Annotated in this window: 15 protein-coding genes; 14 read left to right on the top strand and 1 reads right to left on the bottom strand. The window is 55.9% G+C overall.

Annotated features, from left to right (window positions below):
- The first annotated feature begins 61 nt into the window (after window positions 1-61).
- From rpsB to B3527_RS04550, 14 genes are all read left to right on the top strand, one after another.
- Window positions 62-868 (top strand): 30S ribosomal protein S2, encoded by an 807-nt coding sequence (gene rpsB / locus B3527_RS04615; protein WP_206990490.1) that lies wholly within the window; start codon window positions 62-64, stop codon window positions 866-868.
- 43 nt (window positions 869-911) lie between these two features.
- On the top strand, window positions 912-1817 hold the full coding sequence (tsf, locus tag B3527_RS04610) for a translation elongation factor Ts (RefSeq protein ID WP_290478792.1): 906 nt from the start codon (window positions 912-914) through the stop codon (window positions 1815-1817).
- Window positions 1818-1928: 111 nt separating this feature from the next.
- The gene (pyrH, locus tag B3527_RS04605; protein ID WP_034812325.1) at window positions 1929-2675 is read left to right on the top strand and encodes a UMP kinase; all 747 of its coding nucleotides are present in this window, start codon (window positions 1929-1931) and stop codon (window positions 2673-2675) included.
- A gap of 5 nt (window positions 2676-2680) precedes the next feature.
- Window positions 2681-3235 carry a ribosome recycling factor gene (gene frr, locus B3527_RS04600; RefSeq protein WP_206990488.1) on the top strand — a complete coding sequence of 185 codons (555 nt, stop codon included), beginning with the start codon at window positions 2681-2683 and terminating at the stop codon, window positions 3233-3235.
- Window positions 3235-3996, top strand: a complete 762-nt coding sequence (locus B3527_RS04595) for an isoprenyl transferase (protein WP_290478793.1) — start codon at window positions 3235-3237, stop codon at window positions 3994-3996. Before frr ends, B3527_RS04595 begins: the two co-directional genes overlap by 1 nt.
- Entirely contained in the window at window positions 3996-4817 is an 822-nt protein-coding gene (locus B3527_RS04590; protein WP_290478794.1) for a phosphatidate cytidylyltransferase, read from the top strand. Before B3527_RS04595 ends, B3527_RS04590 begins: the two co-directional genes overlap by 1 nt.
- Window positions 4817-6013 carry a 1-deoxy-D-xylulose-5-phosphate reductoisomerase gene (gene dxr / locus B3527_RS04585; protein WP_290478795.1) on the top strand — a complete coding sequence of 399 codons (1197 nt, stop codon included), beginning with the start codon at window positions 4817-4819 and terminating at the stop codon, window positions 6011-6013. The genes B3527_RS04590 and dxr overlap by 1 nt, the downstream gene beginning before the upstream one ends.
- Window positions 6014-6017: 4 nt before the next feature.
- A complete protein-coding gene (locus tag B3527_RS04580) occupies window positions 6018-7187 on the top strand; it encodes a M50 family metallopeptidase (protein WP_290481566.1) in 1170 nt (389 codons plus the stop codon).
- A gap of 36 nt (window positions 7188-7223) precedes the next feature.
- The gene (gene bamA, locus B3527_RS04575; RefSeq protein WP_290478796.1) at window positions 7224-9779 is read left to right on the top strand and encodes an outer membrane protein assembly factor BamA; all 2556 of its coding nucleotides are present in this window, start codon (window positions 7224-7226) and stop codon (window positions 9777-9779) included.
- A gap of 27 nt (window positions 9780-9806) precedes the next feature.
- On the top strand, window positions 9807-10397 hold the full coding sequence (locus B3527_RS04570) for an OmpH family outer membrane protein (protein ID WP_206990482.1): 591 nt from the start codon (window positions 9807-9809) through the stop codon (window positions 10395-10397).
- A gap of 12 nt (window positions 10398-10409) precedes the next feature.
- Complete coding sequence (gene lpxD, locus B3527_RS04565; protein ID WP_290478797.1) at window positions 10410-11426, top strand: UDP-3-O-(3-hydroxymyristoyl)glucosamine N-acyltransferase; 1017 nt, start codon at window positions 10410-10412, stop codon at window positions 11424-11426.
- Between the two features lie 30 nt (window positions 11427-11456).
- Entirely contained in the window at window positions 11457-12245 is a 789-nt protein-coding gene (gene lpxA, locus B3527_RS04560) for an acyl-ACP--UDP-N-acetylglucosamine O-acyltransferase (protein WP_290478798.1), read from the top strand.
- A gap of 7 nt (window positions 12246-12252) precedes the next feature.
- Window positions 12253-13095 carry an LpxI family protein gene (locus B3527_RS04555; protein WP_290478799.1) on the top strand — a complete coding sequence of 281 codons (843 nt, stop codon included), beginning with the start codon at window positions 12253-12255 and terminating at the stop codon, window positions 13093-13095.
- Window positions 13092-14279 carry a lipid-A-disaccharide synthase gene (locus B3527_RS04550; RefSeq protein WP_290478800.1) on the top strand — a complete coding sequence of 396 codons (1188 nt, stop codon included), beginning with the start codon at window positions 13092-13094 and terminating at the stop codon, window positions 14277-14279. Before B3527_RS04555 ends, B3527_RS04550 begins: the two co-directional genes overlap by 4 nt.
- Here B3527_RS04550 and B3527_RS04545 read toward each other — a convergent pair.
- The gene (locus B3527_RS04545; protein WP_290478801.1) at window positions 14270-15355 is read right to left on the bottom strand and encodes an FAD-dependent oxidoreductase; all 1086 of its coding nucleotides are present in this window, start codon (window positions 15353-15355) and stop codon (window positions 14270-14272) included. The two genes, B3527_RS04550 and B3527_RS04545, sit on opposite strands and share 10 nt — an antisense overlap.
- Window positions 15356-15359: the final 4 nt, after the last annotated feature.

Here is a 15359-nt window from a genome sequence, read left to right as displayed (position 1 = left end):
TGCGACGGGCCATAGGGGTCCAACGTTCCACTCGTGACGGCCAACCGGATGGAGAAAATCTATGGCCCTACCTGACTTCAACATGCGTCAGCTGCTCGAAGCTGGCGTTCACTTCGGTCACCAAACCCACCGCTGGAATCCTCGCATGAAGCCGTATATCTACGGTGATCGTTCGGGAATCCACATCATGGACCTGTCTCAGACCGTCCCTTCGCTGCACCAGGCCCTGGTCTTTGTGCGCGACACGGTCGCAAAAGGTGGTCGGGTCCTGTTCGTGGGCACCAAGCGTCAGGCCCAGGAGCCGATTGCCGAAGCTGCTGGCCGTTGCGCTCAGTATTACATGAACCATCGCTGGCTCGGCGGCACGCTGACCAACTGGTCCACTGTTTCCAATTCCATCAAGCAGCTCAAAGAGCTGAACGCGATGTTTGAAAGCGGTGACAGCGGCCAAGGGCTCACCAAGAAGGAATTGCTCGACCTTGAGCGTCGCCGTGACAAGCTTCAGCTCTCTCTTGGCGGTATCGCAGACATGGGCGGCCTGCCGGCTGCTATGATCGTGATCGATACGAACAAGGAAGCGATTGCTGTCCAGGAAGCTCGCAAGCTGGGAATTCCGGTCGTCGCCGTGCTTGATACAAATTGTGACCCGGCTGACGCCGATTATGGCTTTCCTGGTAATGACGATGCTGCGCGCGCCATTTCCCTTTACTGCAACCTGTTCGCGGATGCCGTACTGGACGGCCTGGCAGAGTCGACGGCTGGCCTTGGTGTTGACCTTGGTGAGCTGGAAGATATCGACGCCATGGCTGAAGCTGACGTGGCTGTGGCCGCAGAGGGCGAAACCGCCGAAGATACAACAGGCGCCTAGGAACAGGCGTCTGACCTGAAGACCAAACTGAAGGAATACAGCAATGGCTGAGATTACCGCTGCGCTTGTTAAAGCACTGCGCGAGAAGACTGGCGCAGGCATGATGGATGCCAAAAAGGCGCTCGTCGAAAACAATGGCGATGAAGCCGCGGCCACCGATTGGCTGCGCGCGAAAGGCCTCTCGAAAGCAGCCAAGAAATCTGGACGCACCGCCGCTGATGGTCTCGTTTCAGTCCAAGTCTCGGGCGACGGCAAGACCGGCGCAATTGTGGAATTGAACGCTGAAACCGACTTTGTCGCCCGGAACGAGAAATTCCAGGCGGCGCTGGCTGGAATCACCAAAGCTGCACTCGAAACGGACGGGTCCGTCGAGGGGCTATCTTCTGCTCCAGCGCCGGATGGCGAAGGTTCTGTGGATGACCTGATCAAACGCCTGATTGCGACCGTTGGCGAGAACATGACCCTGCGTCGCAGTGCGAAGCTGACGGCTGACGGCAAGGTGGCTTCCTATATCCACAACGCTGAAACGGCCGGTATGGGCAAAGTCGGTGTGCTTGTCGCCCTCGACGGTTCTGGCGATCTGGAAGAAATCGGCCGCAAGGTTGCGATGCATATCGCGGCTACGTCGCCTGCTTCCGCCACCACTGATGAGCTGGATCCGGCGATTGTTGAGGCTGAAAAGCGCGTACTTACGGAGCAGGCTCGCGAAAGCGGCAAGCCTGACAATGTCATCGAGAAGATGATCGTTGGCCGGATGCAGAAGTTCTACAAGGAAGTTGTTCTTGTAGAGCAGCCATTCGTGATGAACCCTGACCAGACGGTTGGTAAATTCCTCGAGGAGCAGGGCGCAACGCTGAAGGGCTTCGTGCACTTCAAGCTGGGTGAGGGCATCGAGAAAGAAGAAGACAACTTCGCCGACGAAGTTGCATCCATGACAAAAGGCAGCTGATCCCGCTTGCCTTTCGGCCCGCAAAGGGCTTTGAACATCCCGGTCGCCCATGACAGGCGGCCGGGAATCTTTTAGGAGCCTATAAGGCCGATAATACCGGAGACACCGCCCATGCAGACCGAAGAGTCCGACTCCAGCCCCTTGAAATACAAACGGGTGTTGTTGAAGCTCTCCGGAGAGGCGCTGATGGGCCCCGGACAATTCGGAATTGATATTCCGACGTGCGAGAAATTCGCACATGCAATCAAGCAAGCTCAGGACACTGGCGCGGAAGTCTGCCTCGTCATTGGCGGCGGAAACATTTTTCGCGGCGTCGCGGGCGCTGCCAAGGGCATGGAGCGTGCACAGGCCGATTCCATGGGCATGCTGGCCACGATCATGAATGCTCTTGCCATGCAAAGCGTGCTTGAGAGCATTGGCGTCCCGACGCGCGTGCAATCGGCAATCCGCATGGAGTCGATTTGCGAGCCCTATATTCGCCGCCGGGCCCAACGACACATGGAAAAAGGCCGCGTTGTGATATTTGCGGCCGGCATTGGAAACCCATTCTTCACGACAGATACCGGGGCTGCGCTGCGGGCGATCGAAATGAACTGCGATGCCCTGCTCAAGGGGACGCAAGTCGACGGCGTATACACAGCGGATCCCAAAATCGACGCAAATGCGACGCGCTACGACGAGGTTGGCTATCAGGAATTGCTGGCCAAGGATTTGCGCGTGATGGACCCCTCTGCGGTGAGTCTTATGCGCGACAACAACATCCCGATCGTGGTCTTCTCGCTTAAGGAAGAGGGGTCTCTCCTCAAAGTCCTTCATGGGAAGGGCACATCGACAACAATCAACAATCATGGAGCGTAAGTGTCATGAGCTATGACAAGAAGGATCTTGAGCGCCGGATGGAAGGCGCCCTGGCGTCTCTCTCCACTGAATTCAGCGGTCTGCGGACGGGCCGGGCCTCAGTGAACCTGCTAGATGCGGTTATGGTCCCAGCCTATGGTTCAACGGTGCCGTTGAACCAGGTCGCGTCGGTCACCGTGTCTGACAACCGCATGTTGTCGGTCAATGTTTGGGACAAGACTGTCGTTGGTGCGACTGAGCGGGCGATCCGGGATTCCGGCTTGGGCCTGAACCCTGTTACGGACGGCCAGAATTTGCGCATTCCGATACCGCCGCTGAATGAAGAACGCCGTGTTGAACTCCAGAAAGTTGCTGGCAAATATGCTGAAGCTGCACGGGTATCCGTCCGCAATATTCGCCGGGATGGCATGGACACGCTCAAGAAGATGGAAAAGGATGGTGATATCAGCGAAGATCGCCACCGTACGCTGTCTGAAGAAGTCCAGAAGTTGACGGACCTCTATGTCAGCAAGGTTGACGACGCACTGAAAGCCAAAGAAGCGGAGATAATGCAGGTCTGATGTCGACCGACGACGCCTCTGCGCCGTCCGACTCGCATGCGGGCGCTTCTCGCGTACCCGCTCACATTGCCATCATCATGGATGGGAATGGTCGGTGGGCGAACGCTCGTGGATTGCCACGAGCTGCAGGGCATGAGCGAGGAGTCGAAGCACTTCGACGCACTGTTGAGGCGGCTGGCCAGATTGGTGTTCGATACCTGACAGTTTATTCCTTTTCGACTGAGAATTGGCGTCGGCCCGCATCCGAGGTCAACGCCCTGTTTGGGCTCCTGAAAACTTTCATTAAGAAAGATCTCGGAAGGCTCAAAAAGGAAGGCGTGAAGATAAGAGTTATCGGCAGGCGCCAGGGTCTGCCGGATGACATAGCTGGATTGGTCGAGAGGGCGGAACGTGAAACTGCGGACAATGCTGATTTCTATTTGAACATCGCGTTCAACTATGGGGGGCGCGAGGAGATTGCGCGCGCTTCGCGCAGACTGGCGGCGGATGTCGAGAGCGGCAAGTTGGCGTCTGAGAATGTGACTGAAGACATCTTCGCTTCCTATCTCGATACGGTCGATATGCCGGATCCAGATCTTCTCATCCGAACGAGTGGGGAATACCGCTTGAGCAACTTCCTGTTGTGGCAAGCCGCTTATAGCGAACTCGTGTTCTTCGACGTGTTATGGCCAGACTTCGATCGTTCCTTTCTGGAGAAGGCGGTTGCGATCTATAGCGAAAGGGAGCGCCGCTTTGGCGCTGTTTCGAAGGGGAGCGCATAATGGGCGACTGGACCCCGCCCGAGAGCCGCTTTTCCCAGCTTGGACTCCGCTTGCTGACGGCAGCACTCCTTATTCCTGCCGGCTTGTTCGTCGTATGGTCAGGCGGATGGTGGTTGGCGGCTGCTTGTGCGCTTTTCGGCGGTATCATGGCTTGGGAATGGGCTGGAATGAGCGGGCATCCTCGCGGCTGGCTTCTGAGCTTTGCCGCCGCACTATTCTGCCTCAGCCTTCCTATGGATTTGACCTGGCTTCACGTCTTCCTGGGTTGTTTCGGGTTGGCGCTTTCGTTTGCATCCAATGCGGGCGGTTTGCGGATACGATCCGCTGCTATGCTTGGTTGGTTCTATGTTACTGCCATGGCGGCTGGTCTCTGGTTCTTGCGCGAAGGACCCTGGGATGGCCGCACTGTTGCATTGTATTTCATGTCCTTCGTCTGGGCATCCGACGCTGCGGCGTATTTTGTCGGGCGGGGTTTGGGTGGGCCGCGCCTGTTGCCTCAGGAAAGTCCGAACAAAACTTGGAGCGGAGCAACGGGCGCGCTCCTATTCACGGCTGTGTGCGGTATTGCTGCGGCGGATTTGCAGAACTCCAGTCTGATCTTGTGGGTGCTTTTGGGCGCCAGCCTGTCATTTACCGCACAGCTCGGAGATCTTCTTGAAAGTGGCCTCAAGCGCCGGTTCAAGGTGAAGGACTCGAGCAACCTGCTCCCCGGGCATGGGGGTGTTCTTGACAGGGTCGATGGCCTCGGCGCCGTCGGAATCGTTGGTTCACTTCTGTTGTGGAGCTTTCCGTCACTCTCGACCGCACTGGGTCTGTACTGATGGCCACCCGCCGTATCAGCATCATGGGATCAACGGGATCAATCGGAAAGTCTGCGTTGGATGTCGTCCGTCACGCCAACGCCAATGCAGAGCAGACATTTCAGATCGTAGCGCTTGCGGCCGGCTCGGATGCAGAAGGTCTCGCTGCGCAAGCTATCGCGTTCAATGCTGAAATCGCGGTGATTTCTGATGAGTCCCAGCTGCCGACCCTGAAAACTCTGCTGGCTGGAACTGATATCGAAGCGGCGGCAGGCGAAACAGCGATCGCAGAAGCAGCAGCGCGCCCGGTGGAGCGCATGTTGGCGGCGATTGTTGGGGCAGCTGGCCTCAAATCCACGATATCTGCCATACGTGCGGGAAATGACGTCGCGATCGCAAACAAGGAAAGCATTGTGTGCGGTGGCAAGCTCATTCTGAGCGAGGCGCGACGCAGGGGCGTCTCGATACTGCCAGTCGATTCTGAGCATTCAGCCATTTTTCAATGTCTTGGCGATGGTCGCTCTCTGGAAAAGTTGACAATCACGGCATCCGGCGGGCCGTTCCTCACGTCGTCTCTGGATCAGATGCGCATGGCGAGCCCCAAGCAAGCGGCCGCCCACCCGAACTGGAGCATGGGCGTCAAGAACTCCATCGACAGTGCGACCCTCATGAATAAAGCGCTTGAGTTCATCGAGGCGGGATTTCTTTTCGATGTCGAAGGGGAGCGCTTGGATGTGATCGTCCATCCTCAATCGATCATTCACGGCATGGCGCACTTTACCGATGGCTCAGTCATCGCGCAGCTTGGTGCGCCAGACATGAAAACGCCGATCTCCTACGCGCTGGGCTGGCCGGACAGGGTTCCAACCGTCGTGGACCGCCTGGACCTCGCCACCTTGGGCCGGCTGGACTTTGAAAATGTTGATGAAACGCGCTTCCCGGCCATTCGGCTGGCGCGTCAGGCATATGCACACGGTGTTCAGGCAACGACCGTATTAAATTGCGCTAATGAATCGGCTGTTTCTGCATTTATTGCGGGCCATTGCGGGTTTCTGGACATAAGCTGGATCGTGGAAGAGACGTTGAATCGCTATTTTTCGGGAAATATGCACGGAATCGCCTGCGATACTCTGGAGGAGATTGCCTTGCTGGACCGTTTCAGTCGAGAAATGGCGCGCGATGTACTAGAGAAGACCCAGCGTCGTACGGGAGGATAACGTTTTGGGTGATTTTCTCAGCCAGGGACCCTTGTTTCTATTTTGCCTGATTTTCATGATGGGCATCGTGGTTATCGTTCACGAGTACGGCCACTACATCGTGGGGCGCTGGTTTGGCGCCGCCGTGGAGTCTTTCTCGGTGGGATTTGGAAAGCCGATCTTTGAACGCACTGACAAGCACGGCACGCGCTGGCGCGTGAACTGGATTCCGCTCGGTGGCTTTGTGAAATTTGTGGGTGAGAGCCAGATGGCGGGCGATGTCGGCAAGATTGAGCAGGGGCCGATTGGCAGGGCATATCCAGAGCTTGGGGTCGGTCAACGCTCGCTCGTCAGCCTCGCAGGACCATTTGCCAACTTCATCCTTTCAACCCTTATATTCGCTCTGATATTGGGCGTTCACGGTCGACCGGTCATGAAGGTCGGCATTGCCGCAGTAGTACCAGATGGAGCGGCTGCTGAAGCTGGAATGGAATCCGGCGACGTGATCATGTCAGTAAATGGCAATTCGGTTAGCGATACGTCCGAAGTCTTGATGGCGATCATCCTGAACCCGAATGAACCAATTGATTTCGTTGTTCAGCGCGGCGATTCCGAGAAAGCCCTCGTCGTGACCCCTGATGAAATTGTCCGTGAAAACGATTTCGGGCAGCAAGTCCCCCAGGCCACGATTGGCGTGAGTATCGCCCCGATCTCGTATGGGGAACACATCTACTACAATCCGGTAGAGGCCTTGGGGCAGGGCGTTCTCGAAACCGGCGCGACGATCGATCGGACGGTGACGATGCTTACGCGAATCGTTACCGGAAAGATGTCGATGCACGCCATGACGGGACCTGTGGGAATCGGAGATATTTCCCGCCGCGTGGTTAACAAGGTTTGGGAACAGGAGCAGGCGACGACCGGTCAGAAGCTCGAACGTCTGTTCTGGATGCTAGCAAGCATTTGCGCCGCGATCTCAGTAGGAGTCGGCTTTTTCAACCTTCTTCCGCTGCCGGTATTGGATGGTGGACACCTTGTATTTAATGCATATGAAGCCATTGCGGGCAGGGAAATGCCGCAAAAAGTGCAGGAGGTGGCCCTGACATTCGGGTTGATCCTGTTATTGGGAATGGTCGTGGTGATCACTTGGGGTGATATCATCGAGACCGGCTTGTTCGGAGCAAGAGGCGGCTGATCCGCCTGCCGAAATTAACCAGAGAGTGTGTCGACGATGCGTAAGTTTCTTGCAGCAACCATGATGGCGAGCAGCGTTCTGGCTGTGAACACAGCGCTTGTTCCCATGGGCACTGCCGATGCACAGGAAGATAGTCGCTATGGCGGCACCATCCGCTCCGTCATTGTCGAGGGCAATCAGCGTATCGAGGCGCGTACGGTTCAATCCTACCTGCTTGTAGAGCCTGGGGATTCCTTTGATCCTGACCGCATTGACCTATCCTTGAAGACACTGTTTGCCACCAACCTGTTTGCGGACGTGTCGATTGACCGTGTGGATGACAATCTGGTCGTTCGTGTGGTTGAGAACCCGATCATCAACCGCGTGGTTTTTGAAGGAAACAGCGCGCTAGATGACGACAAGCTCAAAGAAGACATCCAGGCGGCACCTCGCGGCATCTTCACTGCTGCTCGTGTGCAATCCGATGTTCAACGTATCCTCGAACTATACCGCCAGTCCGGGCGATTTGCCGCCAAAGTCGAACCGCAATACAAACCGCTGGAACAAAATCGTGTTGATCTGATTTTCGAGATCACCGAAGGGCCTGTCACCGGTGTCCGGTCGATCAACTTCCTTGGCAATCAGGCTTACTCGGACTCGCGCCTTCGCAGCGAGATTGTCACGCGTCAATCACGTCTGTGGCGCTTCTTCAGCTCGAATGACAATTACGATCCGGGCCGTCTGGAATATGACCGCGACCTCTTGCGACAGTTCTATCAAAACAATGGCTATTACGATTTCCGCGTGACATCCGCTGTGGCGGAACTGACGCCGGACCAGAAGGACTTCTACATCACCATGACGGTGGATGAGGGACGCCAGTATTATTTCGGCGAGGTCAAAGTCGAGACGGCGCTCGAGAAGCTTAATGCTGAGGCACTGAAACGTGCTGTGCCTATTCAATCCGACACGCTCTTCCGGGGCGACTCAATTGAAGACACAATCGACTCGCTGACTTACGCAGCGGGTATTGCTGGTTACGCCTTTGTTGATGTTCGTCCACAGTTGGACGTGAATCCCGAGACGGGTCTGATTGATGTCACCTTCGCTGTGGATGAAGGTCCTCGGGTTTACATCGATCGGATCAATATTGTCGGTAACACGCAGACACTTGATCGGGTCATTCGTCGGGAACTCCGAATTTCAGAAGGCGATGCGTTCAACCGCATCCTTCTTGATCGTTCCAAGAACCGCGTCCGAGCTCTGGGTTACTTCAAGAATGTCGAAGTGGTTGAGACCCCGTCGGAAGATCCGGACCGGACCATCGTGGATATCAAGGTCGAGGAACAACCAACCGGCGAACTGTCCTTCGCGGCCGGCTTTTCATCCGTGGATGCCTATCTGCTCGACGTCAGCGCGTCACAGCGCAATCTGAGGGGGCGCGGTCAGTCGGTTGTTGCTCGCGTGTCCGCTTCGAGCCGTCAGCAAATTCTGGATTTCCGGTTCACTGAGCCAAGACTGTTTGATCGCAATCTTTCCGGCGGTATTGACGCCTACGCTACTCGCCAGGACTATGAAGATTATTCCGGCTTCACCAGCGATACGATTGGTGCGGGGGTACGCCTCGGTTTCCCACTTACGGAACGCATGCAGCTTGGCCTTAGCTACAGATTGCAAACCGATGAAGTGAACGTTCTCGATCGTAATTACATCATCGACGAAGACGGATTCTTCGTTACCGACCGCGTCCAGATCACAGGGGCCGACACCCCAGAAGATCTCACAGACGACACCTATCGGCTCGTCGAACCAGGCGATGCTGGTGCGGGCCAACGCGTTGTTGACCAATGTTCGCGCGATTACGTCTTGAGAGATCCGATCTGTCGGGCAGAACGCAGCGATCTGTCCTCGATCCTCGGATATAATTTCTACTGGGACCGCACTAACGATCCGATAAGGCCGTCGCGCGGCTTTGATTTCCGATTCAGCCAGGACCTTGCCGGTATTGGCGGTGATGTGAAGTATTTGCGGACTGAGTCTACCGCGACCATGTATCGTGGCATCTGGCGCGATATAATTGCGAGCCTTCGTGTTTCCGGAGGGTATGTTTTCCCACTGGAAGACGGTCAGGGCGTGAGGATCAACAACCGTTTCTTCCGGGGTGGCAGCACGTTCCGCGGGTTTGACGTCGCAGGCATCGGCCCGCGAGAGATTGTCCGCGTAGTCGATCCTGAAACTGGGGAAGTTGTTCAGACTCGCCGCCTCAATTCGCAAGGCGGTAATGTCTATTATCAAAGCACATTCGAACTCAGCCTGCCGAGTTTCCTGCCTGAAGAATACGGTATCAAGAGCGCGCTGTTCGCAGAGGCGGGTGCCTTGGGCTCTCTTCGTGGGCCTGACGTCGGTCCCACAATCTACTTCACCGATCAATCGACCGGCCTGCCAGCAGTCCGGCTCACCAAGACGGCTGCATCCATGCGGGCGTCCGCCGGTCTAAGTGTTTTCTGGGACTCTCCGTTTGGTCCCATTCGGTTCGATTTCTCTCAAATTCTCAAACGGGAAGACTATGACCGGACGGAAACGTTCCGGTTCTCGACCTCAACAAGATTCTAATTTCAAGCTGAAAGACAGGAGACTAGAATGTCCCGACTCAAGAACTTCATTTTCGCCATGGTGGCGTCACTCGCCGCAATTGCCTTGGTTGCGCCGGCATCTTTCGCTCAGGGCACCACGGTCATTACGATCGATGAGGCAAAAATCCTGCGCGACAGCAAAGCTGGCAAAGACATTCAGGCCAAGCTGCAAAGCATCGAATCTCAGATCAATACCGAGTTGACGCCAACCAAGACGTCGCTTGAGGCTGAAGGCAAGGCGCTGAATACTGAACTGCAAGGTAAGACACGCGAGCAGATTGCCGGCGACGCAGCAATGGTTGCCCGCCTGAATGCATACGACAAGAAGGCCGGTGATTTCGGCAAGGCCCGCCAAAAAGCTGCCAGTGAGTTTCAGCTGACCGAGCGTCAGGCTCTTATCGATTTCAACAAGGCGCTTGAGCCCGTTCTCCTGCAGGTCGTGAGTGAAAAAAATGCCCAGATCGTGCTGTCCAAGAGCGCTCTGATCTATGGCGTGGATTCTGTTGATGTCTCCGCACTGGTCATCAGCAAGTTGGACGCTACGACGCCTACACTTTCGGTCGTCCGAAAGCGCATCCCTGACCAGCCAGCGCAGTAAATTGAGACATCCGTGCCAGTAGACGTTCGATTTTTCGCGCCATTGGGATCTCTTTCTCTTGGCGAACTGGCCAAACAGACCGGGTCTGGTCTCTTCGGAGATGAAGATCTGGAACTGACAGGTATCTCCTCGGCTGCGAACGGCCGCCGGGGAGACCTTGGATTTCTCGATGGAGACGGAAAGTCTGCTATCGAGATCAATCCCGACATCTCAGCCCTTGTCGTTAATGATGCCAATGTGGCCCGCATTCCCGACGGCATTCCCTATATCATTTCAAAGTTTCCCCGCTATGTTCACGGAACAGCTGCGGTAAAACTGTTTCGTCCACGTCATTTGGATTGGCATGGTGAGTCTGCCATTTCGCCCGATGCCACGGTAGACGAGAGCGTTAAGATCGCACCGGGTGCTGCCATCGCACCTGGCGCCGTGATCGGTGCCGGCACATTCATCGGGGCGAATGCTGTTATTGGTCCAGGCGTCCAGATTGGCCGCAATTGCGTTATCGGCCCTGCCGCGACCGTATTCTGTGCACTTATAGGGGATCATGTGAGACTGCTGTCCGGTGCTCGGATAGGCGAGGCGGGGTTCGGAGTCATGCCTGGTCCCAGCGGGGCGGAGGATGCTCCACATTATGGCCGCGTCGTCCTGCAGGATCACGTTACCATAGGTGCCAATTCCTGTGTCGATCGGGGGGCCTTTGACGACACAATTCTCGGGGAACGAACACGGATCGATAATCTGTGCCAGATCGCTCACAATGTGGTGCTTGGTCGCTCGGTTCTCATGGCGGCATTCGGTGGTATTTCAGGATCGGTTCAGATCGGTGATGGCACGATGCTTGGTGGACGCGTTGGAATCGCGGATCATGTGAAAGTCGGCGAGGGTGTATCTCTGGCGGCCTCTTCGGGTTTGTTCAGAAATATCGAAGACGGCGAAACATGGGGCGGAACACCTGCCAAACCTCTCCGCCAATGGATGCGCGAGATCGCGTGGTTGCAGAAGAACGCAAACCCGAAGAAAAAGGGTTAGTCAGCGCGTCCCAGCAGCTTTTGGAAACTCATGTCCACACAAATTCATCCCACTGCCTACATTGAGGACGGAGCCGCTCTCGGTGATGGTGTCGTTGTCGGGCCATTCTGTCATATTGGTCCACACGCACGCATTGGGGCTAATTCCGTCCTGATGACGCATTCTGTCGTGACCGGTCACACAGAACTGGGGGAGGGGTGTGTCCTGCACCCGCATGCGGTATTGGGTGGTGTGCCTCAAGTTATAGGGTTTGAATCGACACCGGACTCTCGACTGGTTGTCGGTGAGAACTGCGTCTTTCGTGAGTATGCAACCGCCCATTCGGGCATGCCCAAATTTGGCGGCCTTACAGTGATCGGGAACAATTGCTTTGTCATGATCGGGGCGCACATCGCCCATGACAACCACATTGGTAATAACGTCGTCATGGCAAATAATGTTTCTCTGGCTGGCCACATCACAGTCGGGGACAATGTGTGGTTCGGCGGTCTAGCCGCCGTTCACCAATTCTCTCGCATCGGAAGGAATGCTTTCATCGGCGGGGGAGCGATTGTTGTGGAGGACGTAATTCCGTTTGGATCGGTCGTGGGCAATCACGCCAAACTGTCAGGCCTGAACATGGTCGGTCTCAAGCGCCGAGGCTTCTCGAAAGCAGATATCCGGGACATTCGCGCCGCTTACAAAGCCATCTTTCTTGGAGATGGCCTGTTCAAGGATCGGCTGGAACAGGCGTCGCAGGATTATGCAGAGAATCCGCTGGCCATGGAGATCATCACATTTATCCGTGAGGGCGACCGCCCCATCTGCAAGCCAGGTTGATGATGTAATGGCTCCACTCGGTATCATCGCAGGACTGGGCGACCTACCAGTTGCCATCGCAGAGAATGCCATTGAGGAAGGGCAGGGTGCGTATGTGCTCCGCCTGAAGGGCTTTGATGATCCGGCACTGGCCAGGTTTCCGGGGGAAGCCATAGGTCTGGGTGAAGTCGGTGGAATACTGAAAAAGCTGAAATCTGCAGGGTGTGAGGAAGTTGTATTCGCTGGCATCGTCAAACGCCCGGATTTCAGCAATCTAAAACTCGATGTGAAGGGCGTGACCCTTCTCCCTAAAGTGTTGTCTGCCGCCAAGAAGGGCGACGATGCGTTGCTGCGTGTCTTGGTGAATGAGTTCGAGAAGCAGGGCTTCAAGGTTCTCGGCAGCCACGAAGCGCACAAGCAGTTGCTGGCGCCGGAGGGGATTATCGCGGGTCATCAGCCGACTGACGAAGAATTTCTTGACATAGAACATGCTGCGCGTGTCGCGTCTGCGACGGGTGCGCTCGATATCGGACAGGGATCGGTCGTCTGCAACGGGCTGGTTCTGGCTGTTGAAGCCCAGGAAGGGACTGATGCGATGCTGGATCGCTGCGCGGCTCTGCCAGAGGAAATCCGAGGGTCAGCCTTGCGCCGGAAAGGCGTTCTCGTCAAACGGCCAAAGCCTGCGCAGGAGCTCCGGATCGATCTACCTACCACGGGCGTTTCGACGGTAGAGAAGGTTGCCGCCGCGGGGCTCGCTGGCCTCGCAATAGAAGCGGGGGGCGCTCTGCTGCTAAACCGCCGCAAAATGATCGAGCGCGCTGAGGAACTAGGCGTATTTATCTATGGTTTTACTCCAGAGACAGGGCGGTGAGCGCGCCGCGCATCTACATGGTCGCCGCCGAAACATCTGGCGACCTGTTGGCCAGGGAAGTTGTTGAAGACATTCGCAGGCGAAATCCGGACGCGCATATTTCCGGCATTGGTGGCGGAGAACTTGCGTCGGTCGGAATAGAATCTGCAATTGATATCAGTCCACTGTCGATCCTTGGGTTTGTCGAAGGTCTTAGAGCGTATGGCGATGTTGTTCGTCTCGCCGATGCAGCCGCCGACGCCATCATCGCGGATGACCCTGATGTTATCGTTCTGGTCGACTCTTGGGGGTTCATGCTGAGGGTTGCTCAGCGTGTCCGATTGCGCGCACCGAATATTCGGCTGGTAAAGCTGGTGGGACCGCAAGTCTGGGCGACCCGGCCCGGTCGCGCGAAGACTTTGGCTTCTGTCGTCGATCATCTATTATGCATTCATGACCTCGAGGTTCCGTTCTACGAACCCTTTGGACTCAAGACGACAGTGATTGGCAACCCTGCCATTTCCCGCCATGTTCAAGGAAATGGGTCCAGCTTTCGCGCGGGCCAGAGTATACCCGAGGACGCAAAGCTTGTTCTCGTATTGCCAGGTAGTCGACCCAGCGAAATCAAGCGCGTTGCTCCCGAATTGGTGAGCGCAGCCAAAGCGCTGAAATCGAACGATCCAAATCTCAAAATCGTCTTCATGCCGGCTTCCAACGTTGCAACTCAATTCCGGGAGGATTTTCCAGGCGTTGCGTCATGGTCGATTGTCTCAAGCGATCCCGGCGCACGATATGACGCAATGGCGGCGGCAAATCTGGCGCTCGCTTGCTCTGGTACGGTGACCACGGAACTTGCTATGCAGGACACGCCTATGATCGTTGCGTACAAGACAGGATGGATCACATGGGCCTTGGCGCGAGGCCTGCTTTACAGCAAAACGCATATTACATTGCTCAATATTGTGAGCGATGATCAGGAAGTCGTGCCGGAATTTGTTCAGACCCGGCTTAAGTCTGACCTCATCGCTGCCGCGGCGCAGGATTGGTTGACTGATCCAGATAAACTGTCAGCACAGTTAGATCGGCAACGAATTGCGCTTGATCGGATGAAAGAAGGCGATAGGGATGCCAGCGAAATTGCGGCAGGCGTCATTCTGGATGAGGCGGCAGCACGGTCTGCGGGATCCATCTCGCTTCAGTCCTGAACAAATGATCGGTCGATCAGAGTCTTGAGCCCCCACAGACCTGGAAGTTGAATTGTGTGACCCCATTTTTCAGCTATTGCAGAACGCGCCCCAAGGCTGACAAGTTTGAGGTAATCCTTCTGCGGATCATAATCCTGTAAAGGTGCGCCGTTCAGCTTCGCGATCAGATTCTGCATGAGGACGGGCCCTTGCCGCACGGCATACACACCCGCTTTGGGTATGCGACCCTTTTGGAGAGAAGCCACATCGCCTGAAATGAAACTGTCTGGATGTGAGATCGACTGCTGGCATGAATTTATGACTGGAAATCCGCCACTCGTCTCAAGTCCTGATTCTTCCAGCCAGCCAGGCGCACGGGCACCGGTAGTCCATAGAACCAGTTGTGCAGTCAGGGACTGTCCAGAATCCAACATCAGGCAGCTATTCTCATGCGCGCGCACTTGTGCGTTTTCAATAATTGTTACGCTTGCCGCGTTCAGGCGCTCGCATAGCGCATGCCTCAATGATGGCGAACTTGATGAAAGTATTTCCGACCGATCCACGATTGCCAAAGGGGTAGATGTAGGGAGGCGGCAGGCGTTCATCTTGTGCCGAACAGCTAGCGCAAGCTCAACACCGCCGAGGCCACCCCCAATGATTGCAACCCCTTCGGAGAGATTACCTGAATCCTGTTGCCACGCTTCAACGAAATGCGACATCGGCTTTACGGCCAGGTTGCCTTTCTTTTCTGAGAGGCTTACGGGCGCAGACACGATCCCGACATCGATAGACGCCTGGGTGAAGGAGTAGGATGCACCCGTTTCCCCGGTCGCAGTTTTCCCGACCGGATCAAAATCAACGATTGAATCATAGACAATATCAACCCCGGCTTCGACACATAAGCGGTTCAGATCGACCTCCACTTCGTTTCGGTCAAAATGTCCCGCAACAAAGCCAGGCACCATGCCACTATAGACGGCGTAGGCCCGTGGGTTCACCAGCTTGAATTTCATGTGCGGGCAGGGGTGTTTCTTGAGCCAGCGAAGCGCTGTGATGTGTGCGTGTCCGCCGCCTATCAGAAGCACATCGCATCGCATGACC

The sequence above is a fragment of the Hyphomonas sp. UBA4505 genome, assembly GCF_002388685.1.
In the GTDB taxonomy this organism is placed as follows: Bacteria; Pseudomonadota; Alphaproteobacteria; order Caulobacterales; family Hyphomonadaceae; genus Hyphomonas.
This window is presented reverse-complemented; position numbering and strand designations above follow the sequence as displayed.